Here is a 20,467-nt window from a genome sequence, read left to right as displayed (position 1 = left end):
CCCCGCGTCGGCCTCGGCTCTGCCAGTCGTCGCGGACCACGTACGGGATCTTCAGACCACGAACAGCCCATGGAAGGCTCATGCCGCATGATCGATGAATCCGCGAAGGACAACCTGCACAGAAGACTGCGGCGGGACCGCGAGGAGGCGCTGCTCTGGAAACTCGACGGCCTGTCCGAATACGACGCCCACCGGCCTTTGACGGCGACCGGGACCAACCTCCTCGGTCTGGCCAAACACCTGGCCAACGTCGAGGCCAGGTACTTCGGCGAGGTCTTCGACCGCCCTTCCCCAAAACCGCTGCCCCGGTGGCAGGACCACTCCAACGGCAGCGATCTGTGGGCGACCGAGGACGAGACCCGCGATCAGATCATCGGGGTCTACCGGCGCACGTGGGAACACTCGGACGCGACGATCAACGAGCTTCCCCTCGACGCCCCCGGCCACGTGCCGTGGTGGCCGGAGCCCTACCCCAACACGAACATGTTCGCCATCATGGTCCATGTCCTCGGCCAGTCCATCCAGCATGCCGGGCACGCCGATATTCTGCGCGACACCCCGCTCACTCTGAGCACCATCGCCGTACGAATCGACCCCGTACTGGCGCCACGCGTGACCACGGTGTGAAGCACTGTCACGAACTCGCCGGCCTATCCCGCAATACGCTGAATCGCTGGCCCACTACATCAACGCAATCATGCAGATGCGGCGTTGGTAGGCCAACATGCTCACGCATCAGGGCAATGGCCCGCACGTTTCGACCGGCCGAAACGAGGCTGTCCACCTCCCTGCGCACCTCCGCGGACAGCCGGTCCCACAAGGCGTTCTCCATACCTGCATTGAATTTCACGTGCCACCCTCTCGAGCGACCGTGACCTACTCAACCTCGCCGCCTTATCAAACGCCCCTGGCAGAACAAGTCGCCCTTTGACTCTCACTACCATCGACACCAAACCAAGAGATCACACCTTGATTCCTCACACCTCGTCAAAGGCCTCGAGCAGGCGCTCGTACGCCAGCTTCGGCCGCAGGGACGCGTCCCACGGCAGGGAATCAGCCGTGCGCGGAGGATAGATCTTGGTGTCGGCGGTGGAACCGTACCGGTCGGTGAATCCCCATGTGGAGAACGATGTGCAGTTCGGCTCCTGAAGGCATACCCGCAGCTTGCCCGCCATCTCATCAGCCTGGGTCTGCCGCCCGCCCTCCTCGTCCTCACTTATGGGGACGTCCATCTCCGACACCCGCGCCTGCACCCCGAGCTCCGCCAGATCCCGCACATGGCTGCGAAAGGTCTCCGGGTCGATGCGGTCGCCGGGTGCGTACTCATGGTTCTGGAAACCCACGCCGTCGATCGGCACACCGCGTTCCTTGAGCCGCTTGACCAGATCGTAAAGGGCGTCCCACCGCTCGCCTTCCTCCTCGACCCCGTACTCGTTGAGGAACAGCCGCGCCTTCGGATCGGCCCGGTGGGCGGCCCTGAACGCCTCGTCGATGTACTCCTCGCCCATGGCCTCGAACCACGGGCTCTGCTCGGAGCGCAGACCGAGATCCCCGTTGGTGTAGCTCTTCTCGTCGTCGGACATGGGCTCGTTGACCACATCCCATTCCGCGACCTTTCCCTTGAAGTGCCCGGCGACCACGGCGATGTGCCGGAGCATGGTCCGGCGCACCTCCTCGGGGTCGCCGTTCTCCCGCATCCACTTGGGCAGAGCCTCGTGCCAGACGAGGGTGTGCGCGTGCACCTTCATGTCGTTCGCGCGGGCGAAGCGTACGAGTAGGTCCGCGTCGCGGAAGTCGTAGACGCCCCGGCGTGGGTGGAGGAACTGTGGCTTGAACGCATTCTCCGGAGTGAGCATGGAGAACTGGCTCCCCGCGAGCGCCCGGTAGCGTGCGTCGGTGAGCAGCGGGTTCTCGGCCAGGGCGGCGCCGACGTCGAACGGCCGCCCCACGTCTGCGGCCCGCGCACGCAGCGAGTCCTCGGACTGCTCCTGGCGTAGCTGCGGCGCCTTGATCACGCGGAGCGAGTCACCGCTCTCTGCCCGCGCGATCAGCTGCGTCAGACTCCATCCCTCGCGGCGCTCGTCGTCGCCCGCGTCCGCCTCCAGACCGAACCAGACAGTGCCCTCGGCGAACACCCCCGGGTCCTGCACGGTTCCCAGCCGCCGCCCGTCGGCTTTCACGCGGAAGGTGTCACCGATGCTCGACACGGCGAGCGTCACCGTCCCGGAGCAGCCGCAGTCGAAATCCTTGGAGATGGCCGGCTCATCGCCTTCGCCGTCCCATATCTGTACCTTCACTTGTCCGTCGCCGGTCACACCGACGCGGAGTGAGGGCCGCTCCTGGCGCCACTCGTCGTAGATGACCGGTACCCGTCCGTACAGCCGCAGCCATGAGTCGCCGTCATCGTCACCCACACCGGACATGCGCGCGGTCACGGTGAAGTCGCCATCGGACCTGAGATGCGGGCCGGCCAGGTTCAGCGGGGGGTTGGGCTGGCCGCCGGAGGAGTCCTGCTCCACGATGTGCCGATCCAATGCGCTGACCCGCAGGATGTCGTTCCGCGCGGTGGTGCCCGGCATCTGCGTCCAGTCGTGGTTCCGCAGCAGGTCTTCGTCGTTTCCGCCGCCCGCGCCTTCGCCCTGCCCCGTACACCCGGCCGCCACCGCCATGACGAGCACCACGGCGGTCAGTCGCTGCCACGTCCCCCCACCAAGGTCCACGGTCCCTCCCACTCTCTTGTTCGAGACGAGATCAACGTCTCGAAGCCGGGCCATAGTTCATCACGCATGAGGTACGGCGGCCTTGTGTGGCACGTCCCAGCTCGTGTGGCGGAGCGGGCCCGGAGCGTTGCGGCCTGCGCGGAAGGCGCATCAAACACGCGTGTGCCAGCGAACTTCAGGGTATCCACGGAGACGGTACGCAAGTACGCTCACTGTTCGCTGACCGGCGGATGGTGGCACTGGCGGACGAGCTGCGGCCGGGCCGCCACATGTCAGAACTGGTACTCAGCGAGGCTAAGCGTACGGAGTTGACGCGCTGGTCGTGACAGGCGATGACGAACGGGCCGCAGGGCGGTCGTCGATGTCCTGGCGATGTCGGCCACGCGGTGGTGCGAGGTGTCGAGCGTGTCCAGGACCTCGTCGAGGACATTGGATACGGCTTGCCAATGGAGGCTTCGGCCGTAGTACTGCCGCACGAGCAACTGGACCGTCCTGCGCGAGCGGCGGGGGTCAACGAGCCGTGCCTGGCTGATCGATGTCGGGCGCCCCTGGGGAAGGTGCGTGGGGAGCGTGAGCCACTGCTGGCGTGCGGGCTCGTCCCGATCGGCGAGACGGGCCCGGTGCTGGTAGTCGCGGCGCGTGAACTGGACGTCGTCCAGGACGATCCACCGGTCGACGGCGTACAGCTTGGCCAGCGTGGACAGTCTCGGGAAGAGGTTCGGCTGGTGGATCGCGCACACCCCGCCCCGTGGCAGGTCAGGTGGCGATGAGGCGGCTGTCGAAGCCGGCCCGTAGAAGGCGCTCGTAAGCGTCATGCACATCCCCCGGTACGTCCTGCTCGACGGCGAAGCCGAGTTTCGGGTACTCGATCACCCGCTGCAGGTCGCCGACGAGCATGTCGACGACGAGCTCCTCGTCGCCGATGGACTTGATGTAGTCGTCCAGCTCCAGCGGCTCGGAGGCGCACACGACCTCCGCATCGGGCCACAGCTTGCGGCAGGTCGCATACGAGCGGCGCTCCATGTACGGCTTGGAGATCAGCAGCAGCGAGTCCACCTGGACGCCGACCTCGGCCAGCGACTCCCGGGAGAACGTGATGTTCTGGCCGGTGTTCGCGGCCCTCGGCTCCACAAGGATCGCCTCGTCCGGGACTCCCAGGCTCAGCGCGTGCTCCCGGTAGTGCACGGCTTCTCCGCGCGGGAAACGGGCCCGGGTGGTGGGGCTGTTGCCGCCGCTGAACACCACGACCGGGAAGAGGCCGGCGCGGTAGAGCTCGGCGGCCGCACTCGCCACGCCCAGGCCGTGGCTGCCCAGGCCGATCGCCGCCGAGCAGGGCCGCAGTTCGTGTCCCATCTGGTGGTAGTTCCAGATCAGCGTCGCGTCGTGGAACTGCTCGTCGGTGATCTGTCGCTGCTGGTGCTGCGGCACTGGCACTCCCTGGCTCATCCTTGCCGACCGTTTCGGATGCCCTCGATGCTGCGCAGCTGGTGACGCAGCCCGAACTGCCGAGTGCCTCCTGTGCCGCCTGGTCGAGGACGGACAGCCCCCTGTGGCGCCAGGACGGCCTTGACCAGTGGATACAGGAGATCCTGCGCTGATGACGAGGCTTTCGGCGTCCAGCCCGACGCCGACCGAGACCCGTGCAACAGTGGGTCACAGCGGCATCGGACCGCCCTCGTACATCTGCCTCAGAACGGCGAGCACCTCCCGCAGACCCGGCACCGTTTCCTCGGCCGCTCTCCGCCACGCGATCCCGGCCAGTAGCGCCAGTCCAGGCTCGTCGAGCGGTACCACGCGAAAGGCCGGTGCGGCGAAGACACGCGTGGCGGGCAGATCGTCGTCACCGAGGACGGTGAGGGTCAGTGCGCCGGTGCGCAGTACGTGGGCGGCGGTCTGCACGACGTCGTTGTGCGGAAGATCCACCAGGTGCGTGACACCGGCGCTCAGGAACGCGGCCCTGTTCGCGCCCACCACGGACGGGTGCACCTTGGCCGAGGTCATCAGCACCTGACGGTCCCGCAGGTCTCGCAGGGTCAGCGAGGTGCGGGTGGCGAGTTCGTCGGTCGCCGACATCACCATGCCCAAGGAGCCACTGGCGATCACCAGGCTTTCGGTGCCGGATGCACCCGCCGGAAGGTGGATGACGGCGAGATCGATGCGGTCGGCGGTGAGCTGGTCGAGGAGTTGGGACGACGAGGCGAGCGTGACGGGCAGTTCGACACCCGGAGCGGTCTCGCGGTAGACGGTGAGGACCGTGTCCACGACTTTCGGCGGAGTCAGAGGAGCCGCGCCGACCCGGCAGCGCAGGACGTCCGGAAGGTCGCGTGCGAGGTCGCGCAGGCTGTCGAAATCCCGGACCACCGCCTTGGCGCGTGCGCGGAAGACCTCTCCGAAAGAGGTCAGCTCCACGTGGTGGTGCTCGCGGACGAACAGGTCACGGTCGAGTTCGTGCTCCAGTTCCCGGATTCGGCGGCTCAGTGGTGAAGCCGTCACATGCAGGCGCTCCGCGGCCCGACCGAAGTGCAGTTCGTCGGCGACGGCCAGAAAGTAGCGGAGCTGCTGGATGTCCACAGGGCCAGTAGATCACCGGCCTTGCGTCCGCCTCCAGAATCAGTGACGTTGCCGTTTCGGTCACGTGCACATGAGCGAAACGGACGTGTACAGGCGACCGTGTGCCGGGCCAGGCTGATGCACGGAAACGCGGTGTTCACACGGCCGACATCAGGCCGCCGCAGGTCTCCGACGTGCGCGGGTACGGAGGTTCGCTCCCCGACCTGGGCGTGATCCCCTCTGCCCCTCGGCTTCGGGTCGGTCCGCCGTGCCCTGCGTCGGTGCGCGCGGCGCCGATCGGCCCGGGCCAGGAGGCGAACGATGACCGGAGCAGTGACGGGCGGGGACGCGTCGGCGCCCCTGTACGGGGTCCGGGTGGTCGACACGACCGACGGACGCGGTGAGGGAGTGGGCCGTTTCCTGGCGGGCCTGGGCGCCGACGTGATCCTGGTGGAACCGCCCGGCGGCGCGCGGGCCCGCAACCGGGCCCCGCTCCACGACGGAACCAGCCTCTACTTCGCCGTGCGCAACGCGGGCAAGCGCGGCGTCACCCTCGACCTGGACACCGAGGACGGCCGGTACGACCTGCGGGCGCTGCTGGATACGGCAGACATCTGGATCGAGTCCGAGCGGTCCAGCGTGCCGGGCTTCGACTACGAGAGCGTCGCGGCCCGCAATCCCCGCCTCGTCCTGGTCACCGTGACCGACTTCGGACTGACCGGCCCCTATACGGGATACGCGGCGACCGACGCCGTGCACGCGGCCCTCAGCGGCCTGCTGTGCCGTTCCGGTCGGCCCGGGCGCCCACCGCTTCCGCCTCCCGGGTCGATCGCCACCGAGTCCGCACATCTGCAGGCAGCGTGGGTGGCCCTGCTCGCGCACTACGCCAGCCTTGAGACCGGGCGCGGCGACCACATCGACTTCTCCGTGCACGAGGCCGTCACCCAGATCCTGGACCCCGGTTTCGGTATGGGCGGCTCCGCCACCGGAGGCCGACGCGCGGCCGACCTGCCGCCCGGCAGGCCCGACGCCGGGCATCTCTACCCGATCTTCCGGTGCGCCGACGGCCTGGTGCGCATCTGTGTGCTGAGCCCGCGGCAGTGGCGCGGCATGCGGGCCTGGCTGGGCGAGCCCGAGGACCTGGCCGACCGGCGATACGAGAACATCGCCGTGCGCTTCCAGGAGGCCGACCGGATCCACGCCCGGATCGCCGACCTCTTCCGCGACCGCTCCCGCGACGACCTCGTACGGCAGGGCCAGGAGCACGGGGTGCCCATCGCCGCCGTTCTCACCGCCGATGATGCCCTGCGCGCCGAGCACTATCTGGAGCGCGGTGCGCTCGCGGACACCGAACTCGTTCCCGGCCTCACGGCTCGCGTACCGGCGGGATTCCTGGAGATCGACGGAGCACGACCGTCCCCGCTGCGCAGAGCCCCGCTGACAGGTGAGCACAACGACGAGGTCCTCACCGAGGTGCGTGCGCGCACCGAGCCGGCACGCGGGGAGACGCGGCCCGAACGCGGTCATCCCCTGGCCGGGCTGCGTGTCCTCGACCTCGGTGTCATCGTCGCCGGAGCGGAACTCGGCCGGCTCCTCGCCGACCACGGCGCCGATGTGATCAAGGTGGAGAACCGCGCCTTCCCCGACGGCGGACGGCAGTCCGTCACGGGCGAGGTCATCACCGCGTCGGCGGCCTGGGGCCACCGCAACAAGCGCAGCCTCGGCCTGAACCTGCGCGACCCGGAAGGCGCCGGCCTCTTCAAGCGACTCGCCGCCGGAGCCGACGTCGTCCTGTCCAACTTCAAGCCCGGCACCCTGGAGGCCCTCGGTCTCGGCCCGGACGTCCTCCTGGCACTGAACCCCCGTCTCGTCATCGCGGACAGCAGCGCCTTCGGCGCGAGCGGTGCATGGAGCCGCCGCATGGGATACGGACCACTGGTGCGTGCCTCAACCGGGCTGAGCGACCTGTGGCGCTACCCCGACGATCCGGACGGCCACAGCGACTCCATCACCATCTACCCGGATCACGTGGTCGGGCGGGCCGGCGCGGCGGCCGTCGTGGCCCAGCTGGCGCGGCTGCGGCGCACCGGCCGCGGCGGCACCGTCGGCATCGCGCAGGCGGAGATCATCCTGGACGCCCTGGCCGAGCACCTGGCGGCAGAGTGGCTGAACCCCGGATCTCTGCACGCCGGAGCCATGACCGACGACCTGGTGCTGCCGTGCGCAGGTGACGACCAGTGGTGCGTGATCGGTATCCGCGACGACGCGGACTGGAACCGGCTCTGCGCGGTGGCCAGCCACGAAGACCTGGCCGCCGACCCGGAGTTGGCCGGGCGCCAGGGACGCCGGGCCGGCCGCCGGCGGATCGAGGAGGCCCTGTCGCCCTGGACCGCATCCCGTTCCCCACGGGAGGTCACCGACCTGCTCCAAGCATCCGGCGTTCCGGCGGCAACGATGCTGCGCGTCCACGAACTCCTGCGCGACCCGCAGTTGAAGGCCCGCGGCTTCTTCGCCCAGCTGCGGCAACCGACCCTCGACGAACCCCTTCCCACCGAGGCCCGCCCCGCTCACTCGCGCCACCTCGCCGACCCGCCGCAGCGCCCCGCCCCGCTGCCCGCCGAGCACACCCGGGAGCTCAGCCGTGAGCTGCTGGGCCTGTCCGACGAAGAAACCGACAAGCTCCTCGCCCGAGGAGTGCTGGAAACCCTTGAGGAGACACCGACCGTGAGTTCCCCCGCACCAGCCGTCCTCGTGGAACGCCGAGGCCACGTCATGGTGGTCACCCTCAACCGGCCCGAGGCCCGTAATGCGGTCAACGCGGCAGTCGCCTTGGGCGTCGGCAAGGCGCTGGAGGAGGCGGACCGCGACCGGGAGATCCGAGCGGTCGTCATCACCGGCGCCGGCAACAACGCGTTCTGTGCCGGCGCCGACCTGAAGGCGGTGGCCCGAGGCGAGAACATCATGCCGCCCGAGGCCGAGGCGTGGGGCTTCGCCGGCTACGTCCGCCATCACATCGGCAAGCCCACCATCGCAGCCGTGCGCGGCTTCGCCCTCGGCGGCGGCACCGAGATCGCCCTCGCCAGTGACCTCGTGGTCGCGGCCGAGGACGCCTCCTTCGGGTTGCCGGAGGTCAAGCGGGGCATCATCGCCGGCGCGGGTGGCGCCTTCCGGCTCGCCGCCCAGCTGCCGCCCAAGGTCGCCATGGAGCTGCTGCTGACCGGCGACCCGCTCGACGCGGCCACTGCCCGCGACCTGGGCCTGGTCAACCGGGTCGTGCCCGCCGAGAAGGTGCTCGACGAGGCGCTGGCGCTGGCCGAGCGCATCGCCGCCAACGCCCCGCTCGCCGTCCAGGCCAGCAAGCGCATCGCCCGCGGCGTCACCACCGGTCGCGTCGACGCGGAGCAGGCCGCCTGGGACCTCTCCCATCGGGAGGGGCGGACGTTGATGACCTCCCATGACGCCCAGGAAGGCCCCCGCGCCTTCGCCGAGAAGCGCACCCCGGTCTGGCAGGCGCGCTGACCCCGTCAGCGGCACCACTACGAAAGGCAGTTGACGTGACCACTTCCTCGCCCCCGGCACCTCGAGGCCCCGTCATCACGGGACTCGGCATGACGGACATGGGCAAGATCTACGGACGCAGCGCCGCCGACTTCGCGGCCGACGCCGTACGCCGCGCCGCCGACGACGCGGGCCTCGCCCTGTCCGACCTCGACGGCCTGCTCACCAGCAGCGGCGTCCTCGGCGGGGTCGGTCTCGCCCTCCAGAAGGACCTGGGCCTGAAGGACCTGCGGCTGTTGTCGGAAGTACAGGCGTACGGCTCCACCGCCGGCGCGATGGTGCAGTACGCGGCGATGGCGGTCCGCTCCGGCATGGCCGAGGCCGTGGCCTGTGTCTTCGCCGACGCGCCGCTGAAGGAGAAGTCCTCGGCGGGCGCGGCCTACGCGAGGGCCGTCGGCGGGACCGGCTGGATGGGCCTCATGGGAGCGGCCGGGATCGCGGGCGCCAACCCTCTGTACGCGCTGGCCGCCCGCCGTCACATGGACACCTACGGCACCACCAGCGAACAACTCGCGCACATCGCCGTCGCCCAGCGGGCCTGGGCGGCGACCAACCCCCGCGCCCAGTTCCAGGACCCCATCACCGTCGAGGACCACCAGGCGTCTCGGATGATCGCCGAGCCGTTCCACCTGCTGGACTGCTGCCTGGTCACCAACGGCGGCATCGCCGTCATCGTCACCACCGCCGAGCGCGCCGCCCACCTGCGCAGGCCACCCGTCCACGTCCTCGGCTGGGCCCAGTCCCACCCCGGCTACCCGATGCACCGCGACAGCGACTTCGGCCTGGTCAGCGGGGCAGCCCAGGCGGGTCCCGCGGCCCTGAAGATGGCGGGCGTCTCCCTCGGTGACGTCGACGTCGCCGAGCTGTACGACTGCTACACCTTCACCGTGCTCCTCACCCTGGAGGACTACGGCTTCTGCGCCAAGGGCGAGGGCGGCGCCTTCGCGGCCAGCGGCGCGCTCGCGCCCGGCGGGTCGCTACCGGTCAACACCGGCGGCGGGCAGCTGTCCTCCTACTACATGTGGGGCATGACCCCGCTGTCCGAAGCCGTCCTCCAGGCCCGCGGCGAGGCGGGCGAACGGCAGGTACCGCGCCACGACGTCGTCCTGGTCAGCGGCAACGGCGGCGCCCTCGACCACCACTCGACGCTGGTCCTCAGCCCCCACCCGCACACCTGACCACCACCGAACCGTGGAGCCACCATGACCACCCTCGTCGTACGACGCGACGCCGCGACCGAGAAGTTCTTCGACGGGACGGCGCGCGGCGAACTGCTCATCCGCCACTGCACCGCCTGCGGCGCGCACGCCGCGCCCCAGTCCGACGCCTGCCCCGCGTGCCAGGAGCCCACAGCGGCCTGGGTACCGGTCGCCGGCACCGGAACCGTCATCTCATGGACCGTCGTACACGGCCGCCCCCAGGGCGACACTCCCGCCCCGCAACAGGTCGTGGCGCTCATCGAACTCACCGAGGGGCCGTGGCTGTACGCGGCGCTGATCGGGCTGCGGGACGGCGCGCGTCCGTGGGCCGGGATGTCCGTCACCGTCGCCTTCGAGCACCCGGAAGGCGGCGAGGCGATCCCGGTCTTCCTCCCCTCCGCCTGAGCCGCCCCCACACGCACAAGAACACTTTGAGGGAACCTTCCATGAGCACCCTGCACACAGCCCCCGACCTCACCGGCCCGCAACCCCTCGATCCCCCGGGATGTACGGCTCGACCGCATCGACCGCCTGCTGGCCTGCGTGCTGGAAAACGCCGATGAGCTGTGCGCCGCACTCGACGCCGACTTCGGCTCCCGCCCGCGGCTGACGAGCCTGGCGAGCGACATCGTCGGCGTCATCCCGGACGTCCAGCTGATCCGGGAGAACCTGGCGGAGTGGATGGAGAACGAGGAGATCCCGGGTTCCGCCGAGGCCGGGACGACACCCTTCGTACAGACCCGCCCGAAGGGTGTCGTCGGGCCCTGGAACTTCCCCGTGTCCCTCGTCGTCCAACCGGCCATCGAGGCGCTGGCCGCGGGGGAACCGCGTGATGATCAAGTTCTCGGAGGTGGCCGAGCGGACGGCCGAGGTCTTCGCCCGGGCCGTCGCCTCCCGCATGTCCCCGGAGGAGGTGGTGGTCGTACGTGGCGGTGTCGCCACCGCGTCGGCGTTCTCGTCCCTCCCGTTCGACCACCTCATCTTCACCGGCTCTCCCGGGGTGGGCGCCCGGGTGGCGGCGGCCGCCGGGGAGAATCTGGTGCCGGTGACGCTGGAGCTGGGCGGCAAGAACCCCGTAGTCCTCGGTTCGGACGCGGACATCGCCCTGGCAGCCGAACGCGTGGCGGCCATGCGGCTGATGAACGGCGGTCAGATCTGCCTCTGCCCGGACTACGTCTTCGTCCCGCGCGACCGCGTCCCGGCACCCGGCGGGTGCGGCCTTCGTCGGTCGGAATCCCGGTCTCCTCCGGGCTCAGCCGTGCCCGGCGCGACCGCAGGAATTCTCTGAGCTCGGCGCTTTGGTCCATGACTCAAGTAGGGGAGGGCCGTTTGGGCCGTTGGGGGCCAAAAGTGATGGCCTCCAGCTCTACGCCCCGAGGGCTGGAAGAGACGATGCCTGAGCGCAACGTGGAGTTCCGGAGGGACCCCGCGCCTCAAGGGCCCCGAAGCCGTCGCCTGGCAGGATCGCCGGTGGATCCACCCGGTCGATGCGCACGGGGGTGATCTTCTCCCGCATCGCCACCACCGCCGTCCACTCCGGCGTCGTGAACCGTTCTGGTTCGAAGTACGCCGGGGAACAACGCCAGCAGCCGGCCGCGCTCCAGGGCGGCGTTCATCTTCAGGACGAAGTTCTCACCGGTACCCCAGTCCCAGTAATCCAGCTCCACCTGGTGCCCGGCGTCTAGGAGCTGCCAGCCGACCCATTCCGCCCACGCACGATCCGCCCCGCATGACTGATAAACCACCGCTGGTCCGACGTGCCGTCAGACGCCCCCATATCAGCCATCCATGCCCCCGTGCCGTGCCGCCGCACATCCTCAACCAGGCTATGACCAGAGGCCCTTGAACGGCCCCACGTTCACCCGTATCCGTACCGGACCGGCGGGTAGAGCCCGGGTGGGTCTGCGTTGGATGCCGTCGACGCGGATCCGCTGTCTTCCTCCACGAAAGAGCTGCGCCCGCCAAGACGGGGGAGCCTGGCGGGCGCACGAACAGTCTGGCACGCAAGAACACCTCCCGTCAGTCAGTGGGCAGGAGCCGGTTGATGGTGGAGCGGGAGACGCCACTGACCGTCTGCGCGTCAGTCTTGGTGATGCGTGCTGTGGTGACCGCCCACGTGATCAGTGGATCCCGCAGGTCGCGGGCGGCTGCCCCAGGCGGCCAGCAGCTCGCGCGCCATCGTCTCGGGCGCGCTGAGGCCGGGCGTGAGGTAGAGCGTGGTCAGCAGTTCCCACGCCGGGTGGAACGAGCACGGGGCCTCGGCCAGGTCCGGGGCGGCGGCGAGCAGGGCCAGGCGGCGCGTCAGCAGGTCGCGGCGCAGCCGGGCCGCGATGAGGCGGGCGAGTGGTACGCCTTCCCAGGCGATGCTGGGGGTGGCCCTGGCCTGCTCGATCTCGGTGGGGGTGGCGTAGGCGAGGAGTTCTTCGGCGACCGTCTCCTCGAGGGGCATGTGCTGCTGTTCGGCCTCGCTGGCCGATGCCATCAAGGTGACCAGGCGGGTCAGTTGCCCCTTGGTCTCCCACACGGCGGCCATGCGCAGGAGCGCCGACGCCCAGGGTTCGATCTCTTCGGCGACGGCGATGGCGCGGTCGACGGCCAGCTGCTGGGAGACCTCCAGCGTGGCGGTGGCGACGCGGCGGGTGCCGTGCATGAGGTCCAGGCGGATCCCGTGGGCTTTCCAGGTGGCGTGGTCTTCTGCCCACTGCTGCATGCCGGTGTGCTGGAGGACGTACCAGCCCCTCGTGCGGGCCTCGGTCATGATGTCCATCAGGTGCTCCTCGGGGGTGGGTCAGAGGGCGTCGCGCAGCCGTACGGCTAGGTCCAGGAGCACGCCGACCGGCAGCAAAGGGTTGTCCTGGTACTGGATGCGGATGCGGCCCTGCTCGCGGCTCGTGACGCCTGCGGGAGGGTCCGTGTCCCATCCCGGGTCGCTGCGGTCGCTGCAGACAATCCGGGCCTGCTGAAGGAGCGTCAGGACAGGGGAACGCCGGCAGAGACGAGGACTTCGTAGGACAGTTCGGGCATCTCGATACTTCTCTCGTGGTGGGGGCTGCCCCTCACCGCACTTGCGAATGAGCGGCGGTTTGCCTGGCGAGGGTGAGCACTATTGATCAGTGGATCTACATCCCACGGTGGAAACCCGTGGCGCGCGTTGCCGGCGTGCACGCGGTGGTCTGGAGAGTCGGTGGCCGCCCGAGCTCGCCCCTGACGACCTTGAGGTCGTGCAGGTTGAGCGGTGAGAACTCGACCGCGACCTTGACCTCGCCGGCGCCGGGAGCGTTCGGCTCCTGGAGATCGACGACGCGTACGACGTCCTCCGGCTTTCCGAATTGGGTGATGGACGAGAGGGGGGAATGTCAGCGCCGCACGTTCGGTGCGTCCGCCCTGGGGATCAGCTCCAGCGCCTGCCGGGCTGTCTGCCGGAGCGTCGTGCCGTCGATGCCCGCCTTGGCCATGTTGTCGATGCCCCTGATCACGCTCAGCAGCAGATATCCCAGGGCCGTGGCGTCGACATGCTCGGCCACTTCTCCCGCGTCCTGGGCGTCGCGTATCGCGGACGCGAGGGCGCCGGCGAGATCCTCGAACGCGCGACGGGCCGTGCCCGCCACCATGTCGTCCTCTCCGGCGCGGTCCGCGGTGACCTTGGTGAGGAAGCATCCCCGGCGGGGTGACTCGGTCGCGAAGGCGTCGGCGAGTGAGACGACGTAGCGCTCCAGGCGGGCCATCGGCGAGGTGAGCACCGCGTGCGGGCCCTCCCGCAGCTCCTCGCGTGCCTGGGCGACGAGGGCCTGGCAGTAGTCGGAGAAGACGCGCACATAAAGGGAGTGCTTGTTGCCGAACGCCTTGTAGATGCTGCCTTTGCCCAGGCCGGTCGCATCCATGAGGTCGTAGGTGGACGTGCCGTCGAATCCGGTGGTCCAGAACCGGTCGCGGACGACATCGAGCACGGTGGTCTCGTCGAAGCCTCGTTTTCGCCCCATGACCTCACGGTACCTCATTGTGGTCCAGATGGACCACAATATTTGCAACCCAGCCCTCCATGTCGGCACGGAGGGATCGCCTGACGCTCCTCGTTTTGTTGACTGACTGGACCACTTCATGTTTCCGTTGTGGTCCAGTCGGTCAACAAAGCCGCGTCAGTCGGCAAACCTGTGGAGGACTGATGACTCAGAGCCGAACGAGGACGGAGACGGAGCGGAACAAGGCCGCCGTCCTCGAATTCCTGACGACCGCGTTCAACTCGAAGGACTTCACCGCGCTGGACCGGTACCTGCACCCCGACTACATCCAGCACAACCCGTTCATCCCGCCGGACAGGGCCGGGCTGCGCAACTTCATCGCGGAGCTGCCCGACGCCAGCCGGTACGAGCCGGGAGCGATCATCGCCGAGGGAGACCTGGTCATGATCCACGGCAGGTACTCCAGCAGCACCGAGACACCCCTCCTGGCGGTCGACATCTTCCGCTTCGAGGAGGGCCTGGTGGTGGAGCACTGGGACGTCCTGCAGGACGAAGTGCCCGCGAAGGACACGGTGGCGGGCAACCACATGTTCACCAACCCGCAGGCCGGCCGGGCCTGAGGCACCGGACCGGCGAGGCGGGCGGCACGCGCCGCGCAGGCCATGACGACGAGGGGCTCGACCCTCGCCGTGCCGGACCGGCGGACGCCGTGCCGGACCGGCGGACGCCGTGCCGGCCCTCTGTGGGCCACCGGCACGCGGAGGCATCATGAACATCGATCAGAATGAGGATTTGCTATGACCACCCTGCTGGATCTTGTTGTCGAGGCCCATGGCGGCCTGGACCAGTGGCGACAGGCGCGCACGATCCGCGCCCGCGGGGCCATCGGCGGCGTCCTGTGGGGCCTCCGCGGCCAGCCGGGCATCCTCGCCAGCGCGGACATGACGGCCGATGTCCAGCAGCAGCGCTTGGTGTTCGAAGGCTTCACCGGCCCGGACCTGCGGGGCGTCTTCACCCCCGAGCGCGTCACGATCGAGCGGAGGGACGGAGAGGTCGTCGCCGAGCGCACCTCTCCACGGGATGCCTTCACCTCCCAGGACCCGGCCACCCCCTGGGACGATCTCCACGTGCTGTACTTCGCGGGCTACGCCATGTGGAACTACCTCACCGCCCCCTACCTGCTGACGCTCCCCGGCGTCGTGGTGGAGGAACTGGAGCCCTGGACCGAGGCCGACCAGGACCTGCGACGGCTGCGGGCCACGTTCCCCGACACCCTCGCGACCCACGCCACAGAGCAGATCTTCCACTACGACGCCGAGGGCCTGCTGCGACGCCATGACTACGCTGCCGAGGTGCTCGGCAGCCCGCCGGCGGCACATCTGTCGGAGAAGCACGAGACCGTGTCGGGGCTGGTCTTCCCGACCCACCGGTACGTGCTGCCCCTTGCGGCGGACGGGCGGGTCCTGCCGGAGCCGAAGCTGATCACCATCGACCTGAACGAGATCTCTGTCGCCTGACCACGCCACGGGACCGTTCGGCACCGCCCTCTCGCCAAGACGGCCGGGCCGGGGGTACTTCACAACCCCCGGCCCGGCTCCAACGACCGGCGGGGGCGGGCTGGATGCTCGCGCGGGACCTGGCGGCGATCACCCTGCTCGATGTCTACCAGTCGACGCCGTCGACTTCCCCTGATCGGGGCATTCTGCGCCCATCAATGCAACAGCAACAGGCACGTCAAGAAATTGGAGAATCTCATGGGCCAGCTGGACGGCAAGACCGCCCTTGTCACCGGCGCCTCCAGCGGCATAGGCCTGGCGACCGCCCGGCGTTTCGCCGCCGAGGGCGCGACCGTCTACCTGACCGGCCGCCGCAAGGACGCGCTGGACGCCGCCGTCGCGCAGGTCGGCGCCCGAGGCATCGCCATCCAGGGCGATGCCTCGGACCTCGGCGACCTCGACCGGCTCTTCGCCGAGATCGCGCACCGCAGCGGCCGCCTGGACATTGTGGTGGCCAACGCCGGGGTCGCGGACTACAGCCCGCTCGGCGCGATCACCGAGGAGGAGTACGACCGCACTACATCGATCAATATCAAGGGCACGGTCTTCACCGTCCAAAAGGCGCTGCCGCTGCTGACGGCCGGCGCCTCGGTGCTGCTGCTCTCCTCCAGCTCGGCCCTGCGGGCGCGCCCGGGCCTGGGCGTCTACGCCGCAACCAAGGCCGCGATCCGCAGCCTCGCCCGCACCTGGGCCGCAGAGCTGGCCAGCCGCGGAATCCGCGTCAACACCCTCACCCCAGGCCCTGTCGAGACCCCGGGGCTGGACGAGCTCCACGCCGCTTTCCCGCACAGCGGTCAGCCCACCGCGGCCGAGCCCGCCCCACTGACCCCGTTCGGCCGCGCCGGCCGTCCCGACGAGGTCGCCGCCGCCGCCCTCTACCTGGCCAGCGACCAAAGCAGTTTCACCACCGGCGCGGAACTGTTCGTCGACGGCGGAGCCACACAGCTCTAGGCGCCAAGTCGCGGGACGCATCCGATACCCCAGGGCGTCTGAGCCGCGTACTTGCGACCGTCGCCAGAGCAACGGATTCGACACAACGACACAGCAGGGAGTGAGTCATGAAGAGCCGGATTCGGGTTCGCACCGGTCGGCCTTGGCGCGCCGCGTGAAGACGGGGCGCTCATTCAGCTCGGCGGGCCGCTGAGCTGCAAGCACTTCCTGTTCCAGGGCTGAGGCCCGACCGACACCTGATGCAAACGAAGAGACAAAGGACAAGGACGATGACAACAGATACGCAGACCCCGCGGACCGTGGCCCAGAAGTTCGTGGAGCGCCTCGCAAAGCATGACCCCGACGGCATCCAGGAACTGTTCGCCGAGGAGATCGACTGGCACGTCCCCGGCAGTGACGCGCTGCCCTGGACCGGGCGCCGCATCCGCCGGGAGGAGGTCGCGCCGTACTTCACCACGATGTGGTCGCACTTCGCGGACGGTCAGAGCAAGGCCGTGCTGGAGCGCGTCATCGTCGACGGTGGTGACGTGGTGCTGCTGGCGGTCTTCACGCACACCGTCGCGGCCAATGGCAAGGAGTTCAGCACACCGACGGCCATGCACCTGACGGTCGAGGACGGTCGGATCGGTCGCCTGCGCCAGTACGAGGACACGCTGACCGTCGCCGAGGCGTTCAACGCCGGCTGAGCGGACAGTACCCAAGGGCCCCGCGGCCCGGATCCCGCGCGGCCCGACATGCACATCCGAAGGAGCAAGTGAACGTGACCACCCCTGTCGTCTCCATCGCCTACCACTCCGGCTTCGGCCACACCTCCGTCCTCGCCGAGGCTGTCCGCGATGGGGTGACCACCGCCGGCGCCACCACCCACCTGATCAACATCGAGGAGATCTCCGAGGAGCAGTGGAACCTGCTCGACGCCTCGGACGCGATCATCTTCGGCTCGCCCACCTACATGGGCACCGCCTCAGCCGTCTTCCACGCTTTTGCCGAGGCCAGCTCCAAGCGCTGGTACACCCAGGCGTGGAAGGACAAGATCGCCGCAGGTTTCACCAACTCCGCGGGCAAGAGCGGCGACAAGCTCAACACCCTGCAGTACTTCACCGTGCTCGCCGCGCAGCACCACATGCACTGGGTCGGCCTCGGCCTGATGCCCGGCTGGAACACCTCCACGGCTTCCGAGAACGACCTCAACCGCCTCGGCTTCTTCCTCGGCGCCGCCGCCCAGAGCAACAACGACCAGGGAGCCGAGGGCGTACACAAGGCCGACATCGCCACCGCCGCCGAGCTCGGCAAGCGCGTCGTCGAGGTCGCCCGTGTCTACGCCGCAGGCCGCACCGCCCTCGCCGCCTGAGCGACCGACGCCGGGGCGGATCCGCGGCCCGGACAACGAGGTGGTGCCCGACGAAGCGCACCGGCAACTGCTCCGGACCAGGCAGCAGCACCGCAGACTCGCGATCAGCGACGCGCAGCGACGCCATCATGAGACGGTCGCTTGGCCTTGATCAACGGAACCGTGGTTGGCGCCGAGATTGATCTTGAGCGATGGCGCCCTTCGGTACACCACCCGGCTCCGAACGCGGGCTCAATGGAGCGGGCACAGCGTCGCCGGTCGGGCGCCTGTCCATGGGTGAGTGGGGCTGCCACATGGACAGGCGTGAGAGTGGGCCTCACGCCGCTTCGAGGAAGGGGGAGTCGGTGTAGCCCTCGGCGCCCGGCCCATAGAACAGTTCCGGCCGCGCCCTGCCCTGACAGCCCCGGTAAGACGTCGGCGGCGACCAGCGCCCGTCGGCGACACCCTCGCCCACGGCGAATCACCAGAGGTGGACCTTCTCGCGGAAGCCTTCTCGCGGTAATTTACAGAGTACGAAAGCGCCTGCCAACGTACCCGATATCGTCTTGCGGGGCGGCGAGGAGGCCGAAGCGTCGTCGCGCGCGGGCTGTCTCGTGCCGTCGACGATGCCGACGGCAGACCGCCGGCGACTCTGCGGCGTCAACCGGCCTCGCCACCTCCACCCTCAACACCCCGAAAGAAGTGAAATGTCCGATATCCTCATCGACTACGACGTCGACGTGCCCATGTCCGACGGCACGATCCTGCATGCGGACGTGTACCGGCCCGGAACAGGCCAAGGCCCCTGGCCCGTCCTGGTGCAGCGCAGCCCCTACGGCAAACGTGGGTTCATCACCAAGGATTTCATCGACGTTCTCAGCGTCGCGGCACACGGCTACATCGTGGTGCTGCAGGACACCCGCGGCCGCTTCGCATCGGAGGGCACCTGGAAGCCGTTTGACTTCGAGGTCTCCGACGGCCGCGACACCGTCGAATGGGCCGCGAAGATTCCCGGCAGTAATGGGCTCGTCGGCATGTTCGGGATGAGCTACACCGGCAGCACACAGTGGACCGCCGCGATCTCCGGCGCACCCGCGCTGCGGGCCATCACGCCCGTGATGACGTGGTCGGAACCCCTGGACGGCATCCACCGGCGAGGCGGCGCGACCGAGTTGGGGCTCAACGCGCTCTGGACGCTGTTCACCGGTCCGAGTCACCTGCCGCGCCTGCATTCCGGTAGGGAATTGGGGGCGGCGTTCCACTCACTCGTCACCGACTTCGACGGGCTGCGGGATCGCGGCTATTGGGAACTCCCCACCGGAAAACTGCCGCTCATCGACCGCTACGGCGGTCCGGATATCGGCACCCAGGCCGCCGTGGCCGATCCCGGCGCGGATTTTCCGCACCGCGTCCGCGGCAAGCATCATGACATCGCTGTTCCCTCGCTCAGCGTCGCCGGCTGGTACGACGTCTTCCTGCAGGGCACGCTCGACAACCACGTCGACAACCTGGCAGCGGGCAACACCGCCAAGTTGGTGATCGGGCCCTGGACGCACCTCGGCCTGCACACCTCGGGCGGCGGCGTGAGCGGTGAGGTCAACTACGGCCTGAGCACCGCACCGACGAGCATGTTCGGCACATCCCTCACCGACCTGGAGGTGCGGTGGTTCGACCACTGGCTGAAGGGCCATGACACCGGCATGCTCGAGGAGCCACCGGTCAAGATCTTCGTGATGGGCACGAACGTGTGGCGCGATGAGAACGAATGGCCGCTCAGCCGGGTCGTGGACACGCCGTGGTTCCTGCAGCCCGGCGGCGGCCTCGCGACCAATGAACCGGCGCCCGAACTGGGCGAGACGCCCGACGACTACACCTACGACCCCGCCGATCCGGTGATCACGCGCGGCGGCAACCTGTTCATGTCCCCCGAGTTCCCGGCGGGACCGTTCGACCAGGCCGCAGCGGAGGCCCGGGACGACGTCCTAGTGTACACCAGCGAACCGCTCACCACCGACCTTGAGGTCACGGGCCGAATCCGCATGCGGCTGTACGCCGCCACCGACGCCCCGTCCACGGACTGGGTCGCGCGGCTGTGCGACGTCGACGAGAAGGGCGTGTCACGCAATCTCGCCGACGGCATCATCCGAATCCAGGCGGAACCCGATTCCGTCGGCGCCTACGACATAGACCTGTGGTCCACCAGCAACGTCTTCCTCGCCGGGCACCGCATCCAGGTGCACGTCTCCTCGAGCAACTTCCCCCGGTGGGACCGCAACCCCAACACCGGCGAACCCGCCCACGAGGCGACCACCTTCCGCACCGCCCACCAGCGGATCTTCCGCGACCACGTGCGACCGTCCCACATCATCTTGCCGGTGATCCCCCAGTGACCCGGCCTCGGTGATTCGGCTGTCACCGAGTGATCTCGTTGAAGATCGAGAAAGGGTGCGCCCGGCCTGCAAGGATCTGAGTGCCTACGTCACGATCCCTGCAGAATCGGGTGCACCCTTTCGGCGTCGAAGACCGTCGGACGCGACCGGCGGCTGGCCGAGTCCGCAAAGCGCGAAGAACCCGGTCGATCACGCGAGGGCGGCGCTGCAGCGGGCCTGCGCGGACCGGACCAGGCTGACGGCGGCGTTGTCGC

The 20,467-nt window shown here is 69.1% G+C and carries 18 protein-coding genes and 1 pseudogene; 12 read left to right on the top strand and 7 right to left on the bottom strand.

What is annotated here, in order from left to right; all coding sequences use genetic code 11:
• The first annotated feature begins 87 nt into the window (after positions 1 to 87).
• Complete coding sequence (locus ACIOHP_RS14925; protein ID WP_401887383.1) at positions 88 to 627, top strand: DinB family protein; 540 nt, start codon at positions 88 to 90, stop codon at positions 625 to 627.
• Positions 628 to 977: 350 nt separating this feature from the next.
• On the opposite strand, the gene ACIOHP_RS14920 is transcribed toward ACIOHP_RS14925, so the two are convergent.
• The 4 genes from ACIOHP_RS14920 to ACIOHP_RS14905 all read right to left on the bottom strand — a co-directional run bounded on the left by ACIOHP_RS14920 (position 978) and on the right by ACIOHP_RS14905 (position 5,291).
• Positions 978 to 2,720: an endo-1,4-beta-xylanase gene (locus ACIOHP_RS14920; protein WP_401887380.1), complete on the bottom strand. Its 1,743-nt coding sequence runs from the start codon at positions 2,718 to 2,720 to the stop codon at positions 978 to 980.
• A gap of 272 nt (positions 2,721 to 2,992) precedes the next feature.
• Positions 2,993 to 3,460, bottom strand: coding sequence for a WbqC family protein (locus ACIOHP_RS14915; protein ID WP_401887378.1), 468 nt, complete (start codon positions 3,458 to 3,460; stop codon positions 2,993 to 2,995).
• Positions 3,461 to 3,476: 16 nt separating this feature from the next.
• The gene (locus tag ACIOHP_RS14910; protein ID WP_401887375.1) at positions 3,477 to 4,166 is read right to left on the bottom strand and encodes a YdcF family protein; all 690 of its coding nucleotides are present in this window, start codon (positions 4,164 to 4,166) and stop codon (positions 3,477 to 3,479) included.
• Positions 4,167 to 4,373: 207 nt separating this feature from the next.
• Positions 4,374 to 5,291, bottom strand: a complete 918-nt coding sequence (locus ACIOHP_RS14905; protein ID WP_401887372.1) for a LysR family transcriptional regulator — start codon at positions 5,289 to 5,291, stop codon at positions 4,374 to 4,376.
• A 300-nt stretch (positions 5,292 to 5,591) separates the two neighbouring features.
• On the opposite strand from ACIOHP_RS14905, the gene ACIOHP_RS14900 reads away from it, so the two are divergent.
• The 5 genes and pseudogenes from ACIOHP_RS14900 (at position 5,592) to ACIOHP_RS14880 (ending at position 11,315) form a co-directional block, all read left to right on the top strand.
• Positions 5,592 to 8,789 carry a crotonase/enoyl-CoA hydratase family protein gene (locus ACIOHP_RS14900; protein ID WP_401887369.1) on the top strand — a complete coding sequence of 1,066 codons (3,198 nt, stop codon included), beginning with the start codon at positions 5,592 to 5,594 and terminating at the stop codon, positions 8,787 to 8,789.
• Positions 8,790 to 8,878: 89 nt separating this feature from the next.
• Positions 8,879 to 10,006 carry a thiolase family protein gene (locus tag ACIOHP_RS14895; RefSeq protein ID WP_401887367.1) on the top strand — a complete coding sequence of 376 codons (1,128 nt, stop codon included), beginning with the start codon at positions 8,879 to 8,881 and terminating at the stop codon, positions 10,004 to 10,006.
• Positions 10,007 to 10,030: 24 nt separating this feature from the next.
• The gene (locus ACIOHP_RS14890) at positions 10,031 to 10,432 is read left to right on the top strand and encodes a Zn-ribbon domain-containing OB-fold protein (RefSeq protein ID WP_401887365.1); all 402 of its coding nucleotides are present in this window, start codon (positions 10,031 to 10,033) and stop codon (positions 10,430 to 10,432) included.
• A gap of 138 nt (positions 10,433 to 10,570) precedes the next feature.
• Positions 10,571 to 10,789: pseudogene (locus tag ACIOHP_RS14885) on the top strand (coniferyl aldehyde dehydrogenase); the annotation flags it as partial.
• Between the two features lie 70 nt (positions 10,790 to 10,859).
• Entirely contained in the window at positions 10,860 to 11,315 is a 456-nt protein-coding gene (locus ACIOHP_RS14880) for an aldehyde dehydrogenase family protein (RefSeq protein WP_401887362.1), read from the top strand.
• Between the two features lie 145 nt (positions 11,316 to 11,460).
• Here ACIOHP_RS14880 and ACIOHP_RS14875 read toward each other — a convergent pair whose 3' ends face one another.
• The 3 genes from ACIOHP_RS14875 to ACIOHP_RS14865 all read right to left on the bottom strand — a co-directional run bounded on the left by ACIOHP_RS14875 (position 11,461) and on the right by ACIOHP_RS14865 (position 14,007).
• Positions 11,461 to 11,694: a hypothetical protein gene (locus ACIOHP_RS14875; RefSeq protein ID WP_401887360.1), complete on the bottom strand. Its 234-nt coding sequence runs from the start codon at positions 11,692 to 11,694 to the stop codon at positions 11,461 to 11,463.
• A gap of 413 nt (positions 11,695 to 12,107) precedes the next feature.
• Positions 12,108 to 12,794 carry a hypothetical protein gene (locus ACIOHP_RS14870; RefSeq protein ID WP_401887357.1) on the bottom strand — a complete coding sequence of 229 codons (687 nt, stop codon included), beginning with the start codon at positions 12,792 to 12,794 and terminating at the stop codon, positions 12,108 to 12,110.
• A gap of 589 nt (positions 12,795 to 13,383) precedes the next feature.
• Positions 13,384 to 14,007, bottom strand: coding sequence for a TetR/AcrR family transcriptional regulator (locus ACIOHP_RS14865; protein WP_401887354.1), 624 nt, complete (start codon positions 14,005 to 14,007; stop codon positions 13,384 to 13,386).
• A gap of 182 nt (positions 14,008 to 14,189) precedes the next feature.
• On the opposite strand from ACIOHP_RS14865, the gene ACIOHP_RS14860 reads away from it, so the two are divergent.
• The 6 genes from ACIOHP_RS14860 to ACIOHP_RS14835 all read left to right on the top strand — a co-directional run bounded on the left by ACIOHP_RS14860 (position 14,190) and on the right by ACIOHP_RS14835 (position 20,213).
• Positions 14,190 to 14,606, top strand: coding sequence for a nuclear transport factor 2 family protein (locus tag ACIOHP_RS14860; protein WP_401887351.1), 417 nt, complete (start codon positions 14,190 to 14,192; stop codon positions 14,604 to 14,606).
• A 177-nt stretch (positions 14,607 to 14,783) separates the two neighbouring features.
• Positions 14,784 to 15,503 (top strand): hypothetical protein, encoded by a 720-nt coding sequence (locus ACIOHP_RS14855; RefSeq protein WP_401887348.1) that lies wholly within the window; start codon positions 14,784 to 14,786, stop codon positions 15,501 to 15,503.
• Positions 15,504 to 15,740: 237 nt separating this feature from the next.
• Complete coding sequence (locus ACIOHP_RS14850) at positions 15,741 to 16,493, top strand: glucose 1-dehydrogenase (protein WP_401887345.1); 753 nt, start codon at positions 15,741 to 15,743, stop codon at positions 16,491 to 16,493.
• Positions 16,494 to 16,762: 269 nt separating this feature from the next.
• Positions 16,763 to 17,179, top strand: coding sequence for a nuclear transport factor 2 family protein (locus tag ACIOHP_RS14845; protein WP_401887343.1), 417 nt, complete (start codon positions 16,763 to 16,765; stop codon positions 17,177 to 17,179).
• Between the two features lie 74 nt (positions 17,180 to 17,253).
• Positions 17,254 to 17,844, top strand: a complete 591-nt coding sequence (locus tag ACIOHP_RS14840) for a flavodoxin family protein (protein WP_401887340.1) — start codon at positions 17,254 to 17,256, stop codon at positions 17,842 to 17,844.
• A gap of 545 nt (positions 17,845 to 18,389) precedes the next feature.
• Positions 18,390 to 20,213 (top strand): CocE/NonD family hydrolase, encoded by a 1,824-nt coding sequence (locus ACIOHP_RS14835; protein WP_401887337.1) that lies wholly within the window; start codon positions 18,390 to 18,392, stop codon positions 20,211 to 20,213.
• Positions 20,214 to 20,467 lie beyond the last annotated feature (254 nt).

The organism is Streptomyces sp. NPDC087859, from assembly GCF_044742595.1.
GTDB lineage: Bacteria > Actinomycetota > Actinomycetes > Streptomycetales > Streptomycetaceae > Streptomyces > Streptomyces canus_F.
This window is presented reverse-complemented; position numbering and strand designations above follow the sequence as displayed.

Bases quoted from the DNA above. Each gene is read 5' to 3' on its own strand.
- ACIOHP_RS14870 (WP_401887357.1), bottom strand. From the start codon at position 12,794: ATGGACATCATGACCGAGGCCCGCACGAGGGGCTGGTACGTCCTCCAG.
- ACIOHP_RS14855 (WP_401887348.1), top strand. From the start codon at position 14,784: ATGACCACCCTGCTGGATCTTGTTGTCGAGGCCCATGGCGGCCTGGAC.
- ACIOHP_RS14890 (WP_401887365.1), top strand. From the start codon at position 10,031: ATGACCACCCTCGTCGTACGACGCGACGCCGCGACCGAGAAGTTCTTC.
- ACIOHP_RS14880 (WP_401887362.1), top strand. From the start codon at position 10,860: ATGATCAAGTTCTCGGAGGTGGCCGAGCGGACGGCCGAGGTCTTCGCC.
- ACIOHP_RS14845 (WP_401887343.1), top strand. From the start codon at position 16,763: ATGACAACAGATACGCAGACCCCGCGGACCGTGGCCCAGAAGTTCGTG.
- ACIOHP_RS14910 (WP_401887375.1), bottom strand. From the start codon at position 4,166: ATGAGCCAGGGAGTGCCAGTGCCGCAGCACCAGCAGCGACAGATCACC.
- ACIOHP_RS14925 (WP_401887383.1), top strand. From the start codon at position 88: ATGATCGATGAATCCGCGAAGGACAACCTGCACAGAAGACTGCGGCGG.
- ACIOHP_RS14850 (WP_401887345.1), top strand. From the start codon at position 15,741: ATGGGCCAGCTGGACGGCAAGACCGCCCTTGTCACCGGCGCCTCCAGC.
- ACIOHP_RS14865 (WP_401887354.1), bottom strand. From the start codon at position 14,007: ATGGGGCGAAAACGAGGCTTCGACGAGACCACCGTGCTCGATGTCGTC.
- ACIOHP_RS14860 (WP_401887351.1), top strand. From the start codon at position 14,190: ATGACTCAGAGCCGAACGAGGACGGAGACGGAGCGGAACAAGGCCGCC.
- ACIOHP_RS14895 (WP_401887367.1), top strand. From the start codon at position 8,879: ATGACGGACATGGGCAAGATCTACGGACGCAGCGCCGCCGACTTCGCG.
- ACIOHP_RS14900 (WP_401887369.1), top strand. From the start codon at position 5,592: ATGACCGGAGCAGTGACGGGCGGGGACGCGTCGGCGCCCCTGTACGGG.